Origin of the sequence: Enterobacter sp. BNK-18, from assembly GCF_047456135.1 — a bacterium.
GTDB lineage: Bacteria > Pseudomonadota > Gammaproteobacteria > Enterobacterales > Enterobacteriaceae > Enterobacter > Enterobacter ludwigii.
In genome coordinates, this window is the sequence record NZ_CP179899.1 from 1755425 (window position 1) to 1774660 (window position 19236).

The window sequence follows — 19236 nt, forward strand, 5'->3', positions numbered from 1 at the left end:
ATAGGAGCCCCTTCTTTACACAATCTGAAATTAACGGGAGCGTCCTGCTCCCGTGTCAGTTTTCAGTGAATTAGCGACGGGCGCGAACAATCTGATATTTGCGCGTCAGATACTCCACCGGTGCGCTCCAGATATGCACCAGACGAGAGAACGGGAACAGCACAAACAGCGTCATCCCGAGCACCAGGTGCACGCGGAAGATAAACGCCACACCGTCAAGGTGCTCAGACGCACCACCGTGGAAAGTCACCACAGACTGCGCCCAGCCGACCAGCTTCATCATTTCGCTGCCATCCATATGCTGAGCCGAGAACGGAATGGTCAGCAGACCCAGCGCACACTGCACCATCAGCAGGGACAAAATCAGAATGTCCGCGCCGGTGGTGGTCGCGCGAACGCGCGGGCTGAACAGACGGCGTTTAAGCAGCAGTAAACCGCCCACCAGCGTCATCACGCCGCAGGCACCGCCGGCAATCATCGCCATTTTCTGCTTCACCTCAATCGGCAGGAATGACTCATACATCCAGTGCGGCGTCAGCATTCCGAGGAAGTGACCCGCAAAAATCCCCAGGATCCCGATGTGGAACAGGTTAGAAGCCAGGTTCATCCCTTTGCGATCGAGCATCTGGCTGGAGGCAGCACGCCAGGTGTACTGGCCGTAGTCATAACGCAGCCAGCTTCCCACCAGGAACACGGTGCCCGCGATATACGGGTAAATGTCAAAGAAGAACATATTCAGGAAGTGCATTATTGCTGTCCTCCGTTAGAGATATTCAAATATTGCGGGGCAACGGCTCCGGCAAAACGACGTTGGTGAGCGGAGATTTCAGACTCACCGCAGTTCTGGTCAGCCATGAATTTCACCTGCTCCTCCTCCCAGACCGCATCCAGCGCCTGTGGCGTATCATCGCGGGCTTCATCGGCGATCTTCTCCGCAACTTTTTCACTGTCGACCGATGCGTTGGCGAGTTTCACCAGCAGGTCGAACAGCACCGCGTAACGGCTCTCGCGCTGCTGAAGTCGTGCGCCGAGCAGCGCCAGGATCGGCGCGATGTCCTGCAGACCACCCAGCGCCTCCTCTTTAGGCAACTGCGCCAGATACTCAAGATAGAGCGGCAGGTGGTCCGGCAGCTCGCGGCTGTCGAGCTGCAGGCCGTGTTGCTCGTACTGTCCCATCAGGTCAACCATCGCCTGACCGCGGTCACGTGACTCACCGTGAACATGTTCGAACAGCAGCAGCGACGTCGCGCGTCCGCGGTCAAACAGCTGGCTGTAATCCGCCTGCGCATCCAGTAAATCGCGCGCTAACAGGTCCCGGAGGAAAACGGCCAGTGTCTGGGCATCCTCTTTCTCAAGATTTTCAGATGACGCGAGTGCATCAAAGAGCTCCTGCTGATGCTGCGCAAGCGCAGCATCCGGGTACTCGAGCAGACGCGAAACAATGACAAGTTCAATCATTGGTGCGGCTCCGTTTTGCTCGTCACATCCAGGGCATCGATGCGGCGGCTGTTGAAGAGATTGAATTTCGTGTCTGAACCGTGGCAACCGTCGCCAAAGGTAAAGCCACAGCCATTTTTCTCCGGGAAGGCTTCGCGAGCCAGTTCACGGTGGCTGCTCGGCACCACGAAACGGTCTTCGTAATTGGCAATCGCCAGGTAACGGTACATCTCCTGCGCCTGGGCTTCGGTCAGACCTACCGCTTCCAGTGCACGGGTATCGTTAACACCGTTAACGGTTTCAGCGCGTTTGAAGTGGCGCATCGCCAGCATACGTTTCAGCGCCAGCAGGACCGGCTGGGTATCCCCTGCGGTTAACAGGTTTGCCAGATACTGAACCGGGATACGCAGGCTTTCCACGTCTGGCAGAATGCCATTGCTGCCCAGCTCACCCGCATCCGCAGCAGACTGGATCGGAGACAGCGGCGGCACGTACCAGACCATCGGCAGCGTGCGGTATTCCGGATGCAGCGGCAGCGCCAGCTTCCAGTCCATCGCCATTTTGTACACCGGAGACTGCTGCGCCGCGTCAATCACGCTCTGCGGAATGCCGTCTTTCAGCGCCTGCTCAATCACTTTCGGATCGTTAGGATCGAGAAAGACGTCCAGCTGACGCTGATAGAGATCTTTCTCGTTCTCGGTGCTGGCTGCATTTTCAATCGCGTCCGCGTCGTACAGCAGCACGCCGAGGTAACGAATACGGCCCACGCAGCTCTCAGAGCAGACGGTTGGCATACCGGCTTCAATACGTGGATAGCAGAAGATGCACTTCTCAGACTTGCCGCTCTTCCAGTTGAAGTAGATTTTTTTGTACGGGCAACCGGTAATACACATACGCCAGCCGCGGCACTTGTCCTGGTCGATCAGCACAATGCCATCTTCTTCACGCTTATAGATGGCTCCGCTCGGACAGGTCGCCACGCACGCCGGGTTAAGGCAGTGCTCGCACAGACGCGGCAGATACATCATGAAGGTGTTTTCGAACTGGCCGTACATCGCCTTCTGCATGTTCTCGAAGTTCTGGTCTTTGGCGCGTTTTTCGAACTCGCCACCCAGAATCTCTTCCCAGTTTGGACCGCTGGTGATCTTATCCATACGCTGTCCGGTAATGAGCGAGCGTGGACGTGCGATCGGCTGATGTTTGCTTTCCGGCGCGTTGTGCAGGTTCTGGTAGTCGTAATCAAACGGCTCGTAGTAATCATCGATGCCCGGCAGATGCGGGTTGGCGAAGATTTTACCGAGCAGCATCGCACGGTTACCCATGCGCGGCTGCAGTTTACCGTTGATTTTACGGATCCAGCCGCCCTTCCATTTCTCCTGGTTTTCCCAGTCGGTTGGGAAGCCGGTGCCGGGTTTACTTTCCACGTTATTGAACCACGCGTACTCCATCCCTTCGCGGCTGGTCCAGACGTTTTTACAGGTGACTGAGCAGGTATGACAGCCGATGCATTTATCCAGATTCAGCACCATGCCGACTTGTGAACGAATTTTCATTTTACGCTCTCCTGTACCTGGTCATTACCTTCGCCGTCTAACCAGTTAATATTCTTCATCTTACGTACCACCACGAACTCATCGCGGTTAGATCCTACCGTGCCGTAGTAGTTAAAGCCGTAGGCCAGCTGCGCATAGCCGCCGATCATGTGCGTCGGTTTTGGCGTAATACGGGTCACGGAGTTGTGAATGCCGCCGCGCTGCTCGGTGATTTCAGAACCCGGCAGGTTAACGATACGTTCCTGCGCGTGATACATCATGGTCATCCCGGCCGGGACACGCTGGCTGACAACCGCACGCGCCGTCAGCGCACCGTTGCTGTTGAACACTTCGATCCAGTCGTTATCTTCAATGCCCAGATCTTTGGCGTCCGTCTCGCTCATCCACACAATCGGGCCACCGCGGGACAACGTCAGCATCAGCAGGTTGTCGCTGTAGGTGGAGTGAATGCCCCACTTCTGGTGCGGCGTCAGGAAGTTCAGCGCCTTCTCCGGGTTACCGTTCGATTTCGTACCCATTACCGCTTTCACGGAGCGGGTATCGATTGGCGGACGATAAACCAGCAGGCTCTCACCGAAGTCGCGCATCCACTGGTGATCCTGATACAGGGACTGACGACCGGACAGGGTACGCCATGGGATCAGCTCGTGAACGTTGGTGTAGCCAGCGTTGTAGGAGACGTGTTCATCTTCCAGGCCTGACCAGGTCGGGCTGGAGATAATTTTGCGCGGCTGAGCCTGAATATCGCGGAAGCGGATCTTCTCTTCCTCTTTATTCGTCGCCAGATGGGTATGATCGCGACCGGTAAACTCACTCAGTGCCGCCCATGCTTTCACCGCCACGTGACCGTTGGTTTCCGGTGCCAGAGTCAGGATCATTTCTGCAGCATCAATGGCCGTGTTCAGCATTGGCTGGCCTTTGGCCGGGCCGTCTGCTTTGGTGTAATTGAGCTTACGCAGCAGGTCCATTTCGCTCTGGGTATTCCACGCAATCCCTTTACCCCCGTTACCGATTTTTTCCATCAGCGGGCCGATAGAGGTAAAGCGTTCGTACGTTGCCGGGTAGTCACGTTCAACGGGAATAATGTGCGGCGCTGTCACCCCCGGGATCAGGTCACACTCGCCTTTTTTCCAGTCCTTCACGTCCAGCGGTTGCGCCAGTTCGGCTGCAGAGTCGTGCTGAATCGGCAGGGTCACCACATCGGTCTCTTTGCCCAGATGTCCTACGCACACTTCGGAGAATTTCTTCGCGATATCTTTGTAGATATCCCAGTCGCTTTTGGATTCCCACGCCGGGTCAACGGCTGCAGACAGCGGATGAATAAACGGATGCATATCCGAGGTATTCATGTCGTCTTTTTCATACCAGGTGGCGGTTGGCAGCACGATATCGGAATACAGGCAGGTGCTGGACAGACGGAAGTCCAGCGTCACCACCAGATCCAGCTTGCCGTCCAGTCCGTTGTCTTTCCACTCCACTTCTTCTGGTTTCACGCCGCCCTGCTTGCCAAGATCTTTCCCCTGAATACCGTTTTCAGTACCCAGCAGATATTTCAGCATGTACTCGTGGCCTTTACCGGAGGAGCCCAGCAGGTTAGAGCGCCAGATAAACAGGTTACGCGGATGGTTTTTGCCGTTTTCAGGCTGCTCGGCCGCAAAGCGAATGGTGCCGTCTTTCAGTGCCTTGACGGTGTAATCCGCCGGGGTCATGCCCGCTTTCTTCGCCTCGTCGGCAATGCGCAGCGGGTTAGTCCCTAACTGAGGTGCAGACGGCAGCCAGCCCATGCGTTCAGCGCGGACGTTGAAGTCGATCAGGTGGCCGCTGTACCGGGATTTATCCGCCATTGGCGACAGCAGTTCCTGGGCCGTTACCGTCTCGTAGCGCCACTGGCTGGAGTGGTTGTAGAAGTAAGACGTACTGTTCATATGACGCGCCGGACGCTGCCAGTCGAGGGCAAACGCCAGTGGCTGCCAGCCCGTCTGCGGACGCAGTTTTTCCTGGCCGACATAGTGCGCCCAGCCGCCGCCGCTTTGACCCACACAACCGCAGAAGATCAGCATGTTGATCAGGCCACGATAGTTCATATCAAGGTGATACCAGTGGTTCAGACCGGCACCAACAATGATCATTGAACGGCCATGCGTCTTGTCAGCATTTTCAGCGAATTCACGGGCGATACGGGTGATGTGTCCACGCGGCACGCCGGTAATCTGCTCTGCCCAGGCCGGAGTATACGCTTTGATGTCGTCGTAGCTGGTTGCGCAGTTTTCATCATTCAGGCCGCGCTCCAGGCCGTAGTTGGCCAGCGTCAGGTCATACACGGTGGTCACCAGCGCCGTCGACCCATCCGCCAGCTGCAGACGTTTGACCGGCAGCTTATGCATCAGGATGTTCTGCAGCTCAACTTTGTTGAAATGCTCGGACCCTTCGCCGCCGAAGTACGGGAAGCCCACATCAGCAATTTCGTCCTGGCTACCCAACATGCTCAGACGCAATTCAGTCTCTTCACCGGTGGTACCGTTACGCTGCTCGAGGTTCCACTTGCCCTTCTCGCCCCAGCGGAAACCGATAGAGCCGTTGGGTGCCACCAGCTCGCCGTTATTGTTATAGGCGACCGTTTTCCACTCAGGATTGTTTTCCTGACCCAGCGCATCCACCAGATCGGCGGCACGCAGCGTGCGGCCCGCTGCATAATAGCCATCACGCTCTTCCAGCATGACCAGCATCGGCATGTCGGTATAACGACGGACATAGTCAGTAAAGTACTGGCTGGGTTTATCGAGGTGGAACTCACGCAGCATCACGTGGCCCATCGCCAGCGCCATCGCGGAGTCGGTACCCTGTTTAGGGGCCAGCCACAGGTCGCACAGCTTGGCAATTTCCGCATAGTCCGGGGTTACCGCAACGGTTTTGGTGCCTTTGTAACGCACTTCCGTGAAGAAGTGGGCATCCGGCGTACGGGTCTGTGGAACGTTAGAGCCCCAGGCAATAATGTAGCTGGAGTTGTACCAGTCAGCGGATTCCGGCACGTCGGTCTGCTCGCCCCAGGTCTGCGGAGAGGCTGGCGGCAGGTCGCAGTACCAGTCGTAGAAGCTCAGACAGGTTCCGCCGATAAGCGACAGATAGCGAGCACCTGAGGCGTAAGAGACCATCGACATCGCCGGAATAGGCGAGAAGCCCGCGACGCGGTCCGGTCCGTAGGTTTTGACGGTATAAACGTTAGAGGCAGCAATCAGTTCGTTGACCTCTTTCCAGGAAGAACGAACAAAACCACCGCGCCCACGCGCCTGCTTAAAGCTTTTTGCTTTGTCGGCATCTTCGATAATGGATGCCCAGGCATCAACCGGATCGCTGTGCAGCACTTTCGCTTCACGCCACATTTTCATCAGGCGTTTGCGCATCAGAGGGTATTTCAGACGGTTGGCGCTGTACAGATACCAGGAGTAGCTTGCACCACGCGGGCAGCCACGAGGTTCGTGGTTTGGCATATCCGGACGGGTACGCGGATAGTCGGTCTGCTGCATTTCCCATGTCACCAGGCCGTTTTTAACGAAAATCTTCCAGCTACATGAGCCAGTGCAGTTCACGCCGTGGGTCGAACGGACGACTTTGTCATGCTGCCAGCGCTGACGGTAACCGTCTTCCCAGTCCCGGTTGGTCTCCAGAACCTGGCCGTGCCCATCGGCAAAAGTTTCACCCTTCTGTTTGAAGTAGCGAAACCGGTCCAAAAATTTGCTCATCGGGTATCTCCTGTGTGGAGCCTGTGGCTCTCTAAATCGACATTGCTGATTTGCAGCGAAGGTAACGCTCTGATAGATGGCGAGAATTGATAACGATCAAGGCGGAGAGGGAGTTTCAGGTGGGGTATTAGATCGGATACCACCAAAGCGGTAGATTTTTAATTTTTATAAGCCATTAATTTATAATGATATTTATAATTTATCGTACAAAAAGCAGGGCTAAATTTAACATCTCAGGTATTAAGGGGTAGACCGCCCTGTAAAGCGATGGCGATCACAGTGTTACCCGCAGGCATTGTTCCTTAAACGCCATCAGTATGTTGTAACTACTGTAGTAATAAAAAAACGCGGCCCGAAGGCCGCGCAAACGGATAATCACACTTACTTATTTTTTTTGGTATTACGGCCATATACCAGCCACGTAATCACTACGCAGGCGATATAGAAAACGAGGAAGACTTTCATTGCCCCTGCCGGAGAGCCGGTCAGGTCCAGAGAGATACCGAACGCTTTCGGAATAAAGAAGCCGCCAATTGCGCCGATGGCAGAGATAAAGCCCAGTGCAGCAGCCGTATCCGTCGCGGCTTCACGCATGGCCTGCTCTTCGCTTCCGCCCTGCGCTTTAACGCGATCCATCGTCAGTTTGCGGAAGATAACGGAAATCATCTGGAAGGTCGATGCGCTACCCAGACCGGCCGTCAGGAACAGCACCATAAACACGCCGAAGAAGGCGGTAAAGTTGCCACCCTGGCCATTGGCTGGCAGCGTCAGGAACAGCAGCGCACAGAAAATAGCCATGATCACAAAGTTCACCAGCGTCACGCGTGTTCCGCCCAGACGGTCAGACACCATCCCGCCCAGTGAACGCGCCAGGGCACCGATGAACGGACCAAAGAAGGCAAACTGCAGGATCTGCACTTCCGGGAACTGTGTTTTGGACAGCATGGCAAAGCCTGCGGAGAAACCGATAAACGACCCGAAGGTTGCCAGATAAAGCAGCGCCATGACCCACAGGTGGCCGCGTTTCAGCACCGGCAACTGCTCGCTCAGCGAAGCCTTAGATGCCGACAGATCGTTCATAAAGAACCATGCCGCCAGGGTGAAGACCACCAGGAACGGAACCCAAATCCACGCCGCATTCTGCAGGTACAGGGAAGAACCATCCGCCTGCTCGACGCCACCGCCACCAAAGGCTGCAAAAATGGAGACAGAGATTGCCAGCGGTGCAATTAACTGCATCACGCTTACGCCCATGTTTCCCAGACCGCCGTTAATACCCAGCGCACCGCCCTGCTTCGCTTTCGGGAAGAAGAAGCTGATGTTCGCCATACTGGAGGCGAAGTTAGCGCCAGCAAAACCGCACAGCAGGGAGATAATCACGAACACGCTGAAAGGCGTGGAGGTATCCTGCACCGCAAAACCCAGCCACACGCAAGGTACGATCATGATGCCCGTACTGAACGCCGTCCAGCGACGACCACCAAACACCGGCACCATAAACGCGTAAGGGACGCGCAGCAGCGCACCGGACAGCGACGGCAACGCGGTCAGCATAAACAGCTGATCGGTCGTAAAGGTAAAACCCACTTTTGGCAGATTGACTGCCACTGCACTAAACAACATCCATACGCAAAACGCTAACAGCAAACACGGAACGGAAATCCACAGATTCCGGCTGGCTATACGATGGCCGCGCTGTTGCCAGAACGCCGGATCCTCTGGACGCCATTCAGTAATAACGGCACCATTTTCCCTTTCGGGAGCGGATGAGTGACTCATAGACACCTCTGATTCTCGAATGATGCTGCAAACATTAGGGTTTTAGGGCGGCGGTAAGTTGATATAAATCAAAGGAAAAGTGGGAGGTTTTACAGCGCGAAAAAAGCCCTTATCCTTAGTGAGTAGGCTATTTCAGTAAAAAAGACGTGGTTTTTCACGGCACTGAAGCGTCCCCGATACCGCCTCCTCCTGCCGCTTACTCCATTGGCAATTTAGGGGTAATCCTTTATTGGTATGGGTATACTCCTGGGTATGCACCAGAATAGCGCCATTCCTGCAAGCAGGCCACGTCAGGAGCCCGGCAACTCTATGTTAAAAAGATGTTTATCTCCGCTAACACTGGTTAACCAGTTGGCACTGATCGTTATGCTGTCCACCGCCCTCGGTGTGACCGGTATGGCGATTTCTGGCTGGCTGGTACAGGGCGTACAGGGTAATGCGCATGCCATCAACGAGGCAGGCTCTCTACGCATGCAGAGTTATCGCCTGCTGGCGTCGGTACCGCTGACGGAAGACGATCAGCCTTTGATCGACGAAATGGAGCGTACCGCGTTCAGCCCGGAGCTGGAACGCGCCGCCATCCGTGACGGGCAGGAATCACAGCTTAAATCCCTGCAAAACTACTGGCACACCCAGCTTCAGCCTGGTCTGAAACAGGCGCGCAATACTGAGACCGTGGCACGGGACGTCGCGGGCTTTGTGTCGCGCATTGACGCGCTGGTCTCCTCTTTCGATCAGACCACCGAATTGCGTATCGACCGGGTGCTGATGGTTCACCGCGCCATGGCGTTGTTTATGGGGCTGCTGCTGATTTTCACCATCCTCTGGCTGCGCGCCCGGCTGTTGAATCCCTGGAAACAGCTGCTGGCGATGGCCCGCGCGGTAACCGCACGCGATTTTACTCAGCGCACGCATATCAGCGGGCGTAATGAAATGGCGATGCTGGGCCAGGCGCTCAATACCATGTCGGAAGAACTCTCCGAAAGCTACGCCGTGCTGGAAAAACGCGTGCAGGAGAAAACGGCAGGGCTGGAGCAGAAAAATGAAATCCTCTCCTTCCTGTGGCAGGCCAATCGTCGTCTGCATATGCAGGTGCCGTTATGTGAACGCCTCTCGCCGGTACTGAATGGCCTGCAAAATCTGACCTTGCTGCATGACCTGGAGCTGCGGGTCTACGATGTGGAAGATGAAGATAATCATCAGGAATTTACCTGTCAGTCCGACATGTCCTGCGATGACAAAGGCTGTCATCTTTGCCCGCGAGGCTTGCCGCCCCTGACCTCCGGCGGTACGACGCTGAAGTGGCGACTGACGGACAGCCATACCCAGTACGGTATCCTGCTGGCCACGCTGCCCGCCGGGCGGCATCTGAGCCACGATCAGCAGCAGCTGGTCGATACGCTGGTCGAGCAGCTGACCGCTACGCTGGCGCTCGACCGCCATCAGGAAAAGCAACAGCAGCTGATCGTCATGGAAGAGCGTGCGACTATCGCGCGCGAACTGCATGACTCCATCGCCCAGTCGCTCTCCTGTATGAAAATGCAGGTCAGCTGTCTGCAGATGCAGGATGCGGAGATGCCGGAAAGCAACAAACAGCTGCTGAGCCAGATCCGCAACGAACTCAATACCTCATGGATTCAGCTTCGCGAGCTATTAACCACCTTCCGCCTGCAGCTGACCGAGCCTGGCCTGCGCCCCGCGCTGGAGTCCAGCTGCCATGAATTTAGCGCCCGACTGGGGTTCCCGGTGAAGCTTGATTATCAGCTGCCGCCGCGGTTTGTCCCCTCCCATCAGGCGATTCATCTACTGCAGATCGCCCGTGAAGCCCTGAGCAACGTGCTCAAACACGCTGACGCGACGGCGGTCACCGTTACCGTCAGCCAGCACGATAATCAGGTCAGGCTCACGGTTCATGACAACGGCTGCGGCGTGCCGGAAAATGCCGAAAGAACTAACCATTATGGTTTAATTATCATGCGAGACCGCGCCCAAAGCCTGCGCGGTGATTGCCAGGTTCGCCGGCGAGAGACAGGTGGCACGGAAGTCGTGGTCACCTTTATTCCCGAAAAACCGCTCACAACTGCTCAAGGAGAAACCCATGACTAATCAGGAACCGGCATCCATCCTGTTGATCGACGACCATCCGATGCTGCGTACTGGCGTTAAACAGCTGGTCAGCATGGCACCCGATATCACCGTCGTTGGCGAAGCCAGCAATGGCGAACAGGGCATTGAGCTTGCTGAATCGCTTGATCCCGATCTGATCCTGCTCGATCTCAACATGCCGGGCATGAACGGTCTGGAAACGCTCGACAAGCTGCGGGAAAAATCGCTCTCCGGACGCGTAGTGGTCTTTAGCGTCTCGAACCATGAAGAGGATGTGGTGACGGCGCTCAAGCGTGGCGCGGACGGCTACCTGCTGAAAGATATGGAGCCGGAAGATCTGCTCAAGGCCCTGCAACAGGCCGCCGCGGGTGAGATGGTACTGAGCGAAGCCTTAACCCCGGTGCTGGCCGCCAGCCTGCGGGCAAACCGCGCCACCTCGGATCGCGATGTCAGTCAGTTAACGCCGCGTGAGCGCGATATTCTAAAGCTGATTGCCCAGGGCCTGCCGAATAAAATGATTGCGCGTCGCCTGGATATCACCGAAAGCACGGTCAAAGTGCATGTGAAACATATGCTGAAGAAAATGAAGTTAAAATCGCGGGTTGAAGCCGCGGTATGGGTACACCAGGAACGTATTTTTTAAGCATTACTCATCCGGCAGCAGCTTCCAGCGCGGATCGTCGGCGGGTAATGCCACAAGCGGTTGCGCCACAGCCAGCGTGATCTCATTGGACGAGACGCGCTTGCCATCATTATCTTCGACCACCACCGAAAGCCGCCAGCGGTTGCTCGCGCCTTCACTGTCATCCCAGGCAGGCATAATCACGCTCCAGCCGTCTTCGCTGGTATTGTTGGCCGGCGATGTCAGACTCAGCGCCTGCGTATCTCCCTGCCAGTGAAGCTGGCGAATCCCGTGCTTACTGCGGATCTGCAGCTTAAGCATCACGGTTTCGCCCCCTTTAAGATCCCACGGCGGTGTCGCCAGGTAGACAGACAACGTTTTGCTCTGGCGGAACTCCATCACCGGCAGGTTATCCCGCTCTGGCGAATCATAGCGACTGCCGCGCAGAGAACGGGTGGCGGCGACTTCACTGGCAGAAAGTTGCTTCACCAGCGGCACGCCAAAGCGGTAGTTGAGCTTGAGCCCAAGATTATTCTGGCTCACCCCACTCTCCCCTTGCTTATGCCCGGCGGTGAGGGTCACCAGCGGAACGGGGGTATAATTCAGCCCCAGATTGACCGCCACCGGGTTGTGATAACCGGTACCGCTGTTGAACAGGTCAACGTTATCACCAAAATATTGCTCAAAGCTGACGCTGGTATTCAGGTGATGGAACCACGGAAGCCACGCTTTAGCGGTCACGTCGTACCCCCGGGCCATGCGCTGCTCCTGAATGTCCGAGCGATCGCGCCAGCCGGCAAAGGGCTGATAATAGTTCGCAGACAGACGCAGGTTCTCGCCCCACACTTCCGCACCTAACCCGGCACGCTGCAGGTTTTCATCCAGCAGGTTGTCGTAAAAGGTGTTGTAGCCGAGCAACCATTTTCCGGCAACCCAGCGCTGCCCAATGCCGGCATTGCTCACCAGACCGTCAGTCTGCTGCGTCAGGCCAAGCTGGCTCCAGCTCAGATAACGGTTGTTATCGTTCCACGGAATAAACCAGCTGCCGCTGCTGCCGTTAAATTTGCCGTCGTCATCCACCAGCAAGTTCACGCTGGCGTTCCCCCACGGTGAAAGCCAGGATTCAATATGCTGGTTCACTTCGCCGCTCACCGCGTCACGCACCTTGCCAAAGGCAAACTGACGCGCCTGCTCGCCTGTCGTCAGGCCGTTATCGGTCATACTGGCTTCGCCAAACGCTTTCGCCATTTCTGCCAGATGTTTTTCGCCCTCGGTCGTGGGCGCCGCCATGCCGAGATCGGGCAGATTATCCCCGTTGTTATCAAAGGGGTTCTGTGCCTGTTGCACAAAGGAATTCGGCGCACCGTGAACGGCTCCGACCGGAATGAGGGGGAGTAAAGCAAGCAAACGAAGATGAGATGAAACAGCCATTAACGTCGTAAGAAATACCCGATGCTTACGTGAGAACACCGGGTACCTTACCGTTATTCCTCACGTTTTGCAGCCTTAAGAGGAATTTTCCGGAATATCCTGAAACATTGTTTTTAGTTCAGGCACACAGGAGCCGCAGTTCGTTCCGCAGCGCAGCCTGGCACCCAGCGCCGCGACGGAATCACACCCTCCCCCAATCGCCTCGCGTATGACGTTTTCCCCCACGCTGAAACAGCTGCAGATGATCCGGCCCGGATCGACACTGTCCCCGGTTCCCTGTCCATTCAACAACGCGTGGCGCTCAGCAAGCGTCACGGGAGGTGAACGAAACGCGGCTTCAATTACCGCGTGCGCCAGTGTCGGTAACGCAGTGCCTTCCCAGAACCCGAGCATCAGTTGTCCGTCATGCCAGGCCAGCACGCTGCTGCGCTCGCTGGTCTGCGCGACCTGCAGCTGCCAGCCCCGTTCACTGGCGTACTGCATAACCCACGCCAGCAACGGCTTATCCCCCGCCACCGTCAGACGTGAGACTTTACGCCACCAGCAGACAGAGGGGGGAAGCTCCGGCAGTTCACGGGCATAAAGCTCACCCTGCCAGCCCGGCTGCCAGGGCATAATCCTGACGGCCGTCTGTTTACTCTCGGGCTGACCGGACAGCGGGTCACAGCGCCCTTCCACCAGCGCATTCACCTTCCCCTGGCGGGCAAACAGGGCATTCCAGTGCATTGGCACAAACAGCTCACCTTCTCGCTGCCCGTCAGTGATACGCACTCTTGCCAGCATCACCCCACGCGGAGAACTGATGCGCGCCAGCTGTCCGTCGCACAGTGAGAAGCGCATGGCATCGGCGGCGCCGATCTCAACACACGGCTCAGCACTATGCTGCATCAGTTTCGGGACATACCCCGTCCGGGTCATGGTGTGCCACTGATCGCGGATACGCCCGGTATTGAGAATCAGCGGGTATAGCGCGTTTATTGCCGCACCGTGTGGCTGAGGCTCTACCGGCACAATTTCCCGGCGCGCAAAGGCCCCCGCTGGCCACTGATAAGGCTCAAGCCGGTTCCATTCCTCACGGGTAAGTGACGCCAGTTCATGAAGGTTAAACGCCCGCGCACCGTCATTTTCAAAGGCCGAGAGCGCTGCATGCTCACAAAAAATTTGCTGCGGATGTTCCCAGGCGAAGGCTTCACCATAGCCCAGCGCCTGTGCCACCCGGGCGATGACCCACCAGTCCGGTTTGGTCTCACCTGGCGCCGGCAGAAAGGCGCGCTGGCGCGAAATACGCCGCTCGGAATTGGTTACCGTACCGTCTTTCTCCCCCCACGCCTGCACCGGGAAGCGGATATGGGCATAGCGGCTGGTGTCGGTCTCCTGCATCACCTCGGAGACAATCACCAGCGGGCAATGTTCCAGCGCCTGACACACTGCGTGGCTGTCCGGCAGCGAGACGGCAGGATTGGTGCCCATGATCCACACCGCTTTCACTTCGCCGCGGGCGATCGCATCAAACAACTCCACCGCCATCAGGCCCGGCGTCTGGGCCAGTCTTTCCGTACCCCAAAAACGCGCCACCCGCGAAAGAGACTCCGGCTCGAAATTCATGTGAGCGGCAAGCTGGTTCGCCAGCCCACCCACCTCCCGCCCCCCCATCGCGTTAGGCTGTCCGGTCAGCGAAAACGGTCCGCAACCCTGACGGGCGAATTTTCCGCTGGCCAGATGAACGTTGATGATGGCATTACACTTGTCGCTGCCGCTTGAGGACTGATTAATGCCCATGGTGTAGAGCGTGATGGCCCGCGGCGCAGTCACAAACCAGTCGTAGAAGGTCCCCACGTCCTCGGTTGAGAGTCCACAAAACTCAGCCACCCGGGCGATGGGCCACGCGTCGGTTCCCTGAATCAGATTGAGTAAACCGACAAACAGCCCGGCGTCACTGCCGGGCGTAAGCGCCAGATGCAGGTCAGCAATATCGCAGGTGGCCGTTTTGCGTGGGTCGATAACCACAACTTTCATCGCAGGATTGTTCTGGCGCGCCTGTACCAGCCGCTGATACAGCACCGGATGGGTCCATGCCGCATTCGACCCGACCAGCACCACCAGATCGCTGTTTTCCACATCCTCATAGCTACACGGCACCACATCTTCACCAAACGCGCGCTTGTAGCCCGTCACCGCGGACGACATACAGAGCCGCGAGTTGGTATCAATGTTTGCCGCACCGATAAACCCTTTCATCAGCTTATTGGCGGCGTAATAGTCCTCAGTCAACAGCTGGCCGGAGGCGTAAAATGCCACCGCCTGCGGTCCCCAGGTGTCGATGATGGTCTGCAGCCGTTCACCTGCCGCCGCCAGCGCCCGGGGCCATTCCACCTCCTGCCCGTCGACCACCGGGTGCAGCAGTCGCCCCTGCAGACCGGTCGTTTCGCCTAATGCCGAGCCTTTAACGCACAGGCGTCCAAAACTGGCGGGATGGCGTTCATCTCCGCGCACGGTAACCTTCTCACCCTCTACCGTTGCGATCACGCCGCAACCCACCCCGCAGTAAGGGCACGTCGTTCGGGTTTCATTCATGACGCCTCCGCACGCAAGATCTGCGCGTCGTTCCCGACCCACACCTGACCGTTTTCTATTTTCACCGGCCAGGCGCGCACCGCAGGTTCCCCGTTATCGGCCTGACAGCCGTCGCGCAGACGGATACGCTGCTTATAGATCGGAGAGATGACCACCGGCTCGCCGGCAGCATCGCCGAGAATACCGCGTGAAAGCACGTTTGCTGTGCTGCCCGGCTCGAGGTCGTCGAGGGCATAGACAGATTGACCAAAGCGGAAAAGCGCAATCGGTTTTCGCCCCAGCCGGGCGCCGATCCCCGCCTGCTCAGGGATCTCATCGATAGCGCAGACCGCTTGCCAGCGTTTATTCTCCTCCACCGGCTGACGGTTCACTTCGGTACGGAACAGCGCCAGACGGCTCGGATCGTTAAGCGTGGTCTGCCATTCACACTGGTAGGTTTCCACCACGCGAACCATCTCCTGTTCCAGCTCGTGCGCAATGCCCAGGCTGTCGTGAAGAATCACCTCGCGCAGGTAATCGATCCCCCCTTCCAGATTGTCCATCCACGTACTGGTACGCTGCAGGCGATCCGCCGTGCGGATGTAGAACATCAGGAAACGGTCGACGGTACGGATCAGCGTCTCGTCATCCAGATCGCTGGCAAAGAGATCCGCATGGCGCGGTTTCATGCCGCCGTTACCGCAGAGATAAAGGTTCCAGCCTTTGTCGGTCGCAATGACGCCCACGTCCTTGCTCTGAGCCTCCGCACATTCACGGGTACAACCGGACACGGCCATTTTAATTTTGTGCGGCGCGCGTAAGCCTTTATAGCGGTGCTCAAGCGTGACCGCGAGACGCGTGGAATCTTGCACGCCATAGCGGCACCAGGTCGACCCAACGCAGGATTTCACCGTGCGCAGGGATTTACCGTATGCGTGACCGGTCTCAAATCCGGCCTCCACCAGCGCCTGCCAGATCGCCGGCAGCTGGTCGAGCGTGGCGCCAAAGAGGTCGATACGCTGTCCGCCCGTGATTTTGCTGTACAGCTGGTAGCGTTTGGCGATCTGGCCGATAGCTATCAAGCCGTCGGCCGACACTTCCCCTGCAGGCATCCGGGGCACGATGGAGTACGTCCCGTCTTTCTGAATATTGGCAAAATAACGGTCGTTGGTGTCCTGCAGCGGCAGATGTGCCGGTTTCAGCAGGTACTCATTCCAGCAGGAGGCGAGCACTGACCCCACCAGCGGTTTACAGATTTCGCAACCGTGCCCCTGCCCGTAACGGCTGATAAGCTGGTCGAAGGTACGAATATGATTGACGCGCACCAGGTGATAGATTTCCTGACGCGACCACGGGAAGTGTTCGCAGATGTCCTTTTTTACCTCCACGCCCTGCTCCGCAAGCTGGTACTCCATCACCTGTTTCACCAGCGCGCTGCATCCTCCGCAACCGGTCGCGGCTTTGGTGCACTGTTTTATGGCTCCAATATCCGCGGCACCGGCACTTACCGCCTGACAGATATCACCTTTGCTGACGTTATGGCAGGAGCAGATCTGCGCACTGTCAGGCAGTGCCGCCACGCCGAGGGCTTTTGGCGCGCTCCCGGCGAAGGAAGGTAAAATCAGCGTTTCAGGCTCTTTGGGCAACGCTATGCCGTTGAGCATCATCTGCACCAGGGTCGCATATTCGCTGGCATCCCCCACCAGTACGCCGCCCAACAGGGTTTTATTGTCCTCACTGACCACGATCTTTTTATAGATTTGCTGCGGACCATGCGTCCATTGATAGCTAAGCGCGCCGGGTGTTCTTCCATGGGCATCGCCAAACGAGGCCACATCTACCCCCAGCAGCTTCAGTTTGGTGCTCATGTCAGCCCCGGTAAAGGCGCTCGCCTCTCCCGCCAGCGTGGCCGATGCCACCCGCGCCATCTGATAACCCGGGGCGACCAGGCCAAAAATTTTACCCTCCCACAGCGCACATTCGCCGATAGCGAACACGTCTTTATCGGAAGTCTGGCACTGGTTATCAATGCAAATCCCGCCGCGCTCTCCGGTCACCAGGCCACTGCTGCGCCCCAGTGCATCCTGCGGGCGAATACCTGCAGAGAAGACCACGATGTCAGTTTCCAGCTGTTCGCCGTCCGCAAAGCGCATCACCAGCCCGCCGTTCGCAGAGACGATGTCGGTGGTGGCTTTGCTGGTGTGAACGCCCACGCCAAGCGCTTCGATCTTTTTGCGCAGCATGGCCGCGCCGTCGTTGTCGAGTTGTACCGCCATCAGGTGTGGCGCAAACTCCACGACGTGCGTTTCCAGGCCCAGCTGTTTCAGGGCATTCGCGGCTTCCAGTCCCAGCAGGCCACCGCCAATGACCACCCCGCGACGGGATTGCTTTGCCTGCGCGGCGATGTTATCCAGGTCGTCCAGCGTACGGTAAACAAAGCAGCCCGGCAGCGTGCTGCCCGGTACCGGAGGCACAAACGGGTACGAGCCGGTCGCCAGCACCAGTTTGTCCCAGTGGGTTTCATGCCCACTGGCGGTACGCACGACGTGTGCGTCGCGATCGATACTCACAATTTGCTGCGAGAGGCGAAGCTCAATGCCGTGTTCAGCAAAGAAATCACCGTCCACCAGTGAGAGCGATTCTGCGCTTCGTCCGCCAAAATACTCTGACAAATGCACACGATCGTAGGCGGCATAGCGCTCTTCGCCAAAAACGATAATCTGGTACTGCCGGTGCAAATTGCGCTTCACACAGTCTTCGAGAAAATGATGGCCGACCATACCGTGTCCAACCACCACCAGCGTAGGTTTTGTCATAGCGTTTTGTCCTGCAACCTGCGGTTGCGTAGTGAATCGATTGAACAGCCAGTCCGCGTGGGCGGGCGCAGCCGTTGCCAGTAAATCGGTGAATGTTGCCGCGTTGCGGCAATCCCCCATCAGCAGCACGCCAGCAAGCGCACCGCGATGCAGTAACAAACGGCGATAGTGACGGGTCAGCGGATCCCAGGCGCTCCAGACCACATCGTCTGGCAGAACCTCTACTCGCCCGGCGCTGAACAGCTCCACACCGGGTACTTTGAGGCGCATGCCGCTGTCGGTCAGGGCAAATGGCGTGCTAGCCTCCCCAGCCAGCCGGGCGGCGAGGATATCCGCCTGCGCCAGGCAAGGTGCGACCAGGCCGAACGTCTGGCCGTCGATTTCGCAGCACTCACCAATGGCGCTGATCGCCGGGACTGAGGTCTGCATCTGGTGGTTAACCACAATGCCGCGGGCACAGTGAATGCCGCTGGCTTTTGCCAGTGCGACATTGGGCTGCACGCCGGTCGCCAGCACCACGCGAGAGGCGTTAATCTTGCGTCCGTTTTGTAACGTCACGGCATCCGCCGCAATGGCGGTCATTCCCGATGACAGTTCGCAGCGAACGCCGCGCTCCGCCAGCGCCTCTTCAAGCAGAACGCCTGCCTGCCGATCGAGCTGCTGTTCCATCAGCCAGGCACCACGATGCACCAGCGTGACATTGTCACAAGACCGGGCCAGTGCCGCAGCGACCTCGACGCCGAGCACCCCACCGCCCAGCACTACAGCTGGCCCCGGGTTCTCCTGAATCGCGCGGATATCGGCCAGCGTACGAAAGGTGAACACATGCGGAGCGTCACCGCCCGGAATGGGGGGTACAAAAGGCGTCGCCCCGGTGGCAAAGACCAGTTCGTCCCAGGTCAGCGTGGTTGCTGTGGTATGGACCTCGCGTTTCTCAACATCCACGGAGAGCACCTTTTCCCCCCGTCGTACCGTCACACCCCGTGCGTGATACCAGGCGTCATCCTGCAGGCGGATCTGCTGCGCCTGTTTTTCCCCGCCCAGTACCGGCGAGAGCATGATGCGGTTGTAAGCGTGTTCCGACTCCTCGCCAAACACGGTGATCGTGAAGCGACCGGGCGCACGCTCGGTCAGCGAGGCAATCAGCCGTGTTGCGGCCATCCCATTACCGATAACGATCAGTCGCATCACCGCCTCCG

General features: G+C 57.6%; 10 protein-coding genes. 2 read left to right on the plus strand and 8 right to left on the minus strand.

The genetic code is table 11. The features are described 5' to 3' along the window. Positions 1-70 precede the first annotated feature (70 nt). The 5 genes from narI to ACMGG3_RS08450 form a co-directional block, all read right to left on the minus strand. A complete protein-coding gene (narI, locus tag ACMGG3_RS08430) occupies positions 71-748 on the minus strand; it encodes a respiratory nitrate reductase subunit gamma (RefSeq protein ID WP_014170469.1) in 678 nt (225 codons plus the stop codon). Next, positions 748-1458: a nitrate reductase molybdenum cofactor assembly chaperone gene (gene narJ, locus ACMGG3_RS08435; RefSeq protein WP_040017698.1), complete on the minus strand. Its 711-nt coding sequence runs from the start codon at positions 1456-1458 to the stop codon at positions 748-750. The genes narI and narJ overlap by 1 nt, the downstream gene beginning before the upstream one ends. Continuing rightward, a complete protein-coding gene (gene narH, locus ACMGG3_RS08440) occupies positions 1455-2990 on the minus strand; it encodes a nitrate reductase subunit beta (protein WP_414149779.1) in 1536 nt (511 codons plus the stop codon). Before narH ends, narJ begins: the two co-directional genes overlap by 4 nt. Then, complete coding sequence (locus ACMGG3_RS08445) at positions 2987-6730, minus strand: nitrate reductase subunit alpha (protein WP_041162693.1); 3744 nt, start codon at positions 6728-6730, stop codon at positions 2987-2989. The genes narH and ACMGG3_RS08445 overlap by 4 nt, the downstream gene beginning before the upstream one ends. Before the next feature lie 381 nt (positions 6731-7111). Continuing rightward, the gene (locus ACMGG3_RS08450; RefSeq protein ID WP_063214300.1) at positions 7112-8509 is read right to left on the minus strand and encodes a NarK family nitrate/nitrite MFS transporter; all 1398 of its coding nucleotides are present in this window, start codon (positions 8507-8509) and stop codon (positions 7112-7114) included. Positions 8510-8818: 309 nt separating this feature from the next. Here ACMGG3_RS08450 and narX point away from each other — a divergent pair, with 309 nt between their 5' ends. Together narX and narL are read left to right on the plus strand one after the other, a co-directional pair. After that, the gene (narX, locus tag ACMGG3_RS08455; RefSeq protein ID WP_025203922.1) at positions 8819-10615 is read left to right on the plus strand and encodes a nitrate/nitrite two-component system sensor histidine kinase NarX; all 1797 of its coding nucleotides are present in this window, start codon (positions 8819-8821) and stop codon (positions 10613-10615) included. Beyond that, positions 10608-11258 (plus strand): two-component system response regulator NarL, encoded by a 651-nt coding sequence (narL, locus tag ACMGG3_RS08460; protein ID WP_003856701.1) that lies wholly within the window; start codon positions 10608-10610, stop codon positions 11256-11258. The genes narX and narL overlap by 8 nt, the downstream gene beginning before the upstream one ends. A gap of 3 nt (positions 11259-11261) precedes the next feature. On the opposite strand, the gene ACMGG3_RS08465 is transcribed toward narL, so the two are convergent. From ACMGG3_RS08465 to nirB, 3 genes are all read right to left on the minus strand, one after another. Beyond that, complete coding sequence (locus tag ACMGG3_RS08465) at positions 11262-12668, minus strand: YchO/YchP family invasin (protein WP_041162694.1); 1407 nt, start codon at positions 12666-12668, stop codon at positions 11262-11264. 75 nt (positions 12669-12743) lie between these two features. Continuing rightward, a complete protein-coding gene (locus ACMGG3_RS08470) occupies positions 12744-15242 on the minus strand; it encodes a molybdopterin-dependent oxidoreductase (RefSeq protein ID WP_414149780.1) in 2499 nt (832 codons plus the stop codon). After that, a complete protein-coding gene (nirB, locus tag ACMGG3_RS08475) occupies positions 15239-19225 on the minus strand; it encodes a nitrite reductase large subunit NirB (RefSeq protein ID WP_414149781.1) in 3987 nt (1328 codons plus the stop codon). The genes ACMGG3_RS08470 and nirB overlap by 4 nt, the downstream gene beginning before the upstream one ends. Between the last annotated feature and the right edge of the window lie 11 nt (positions 19226-19236).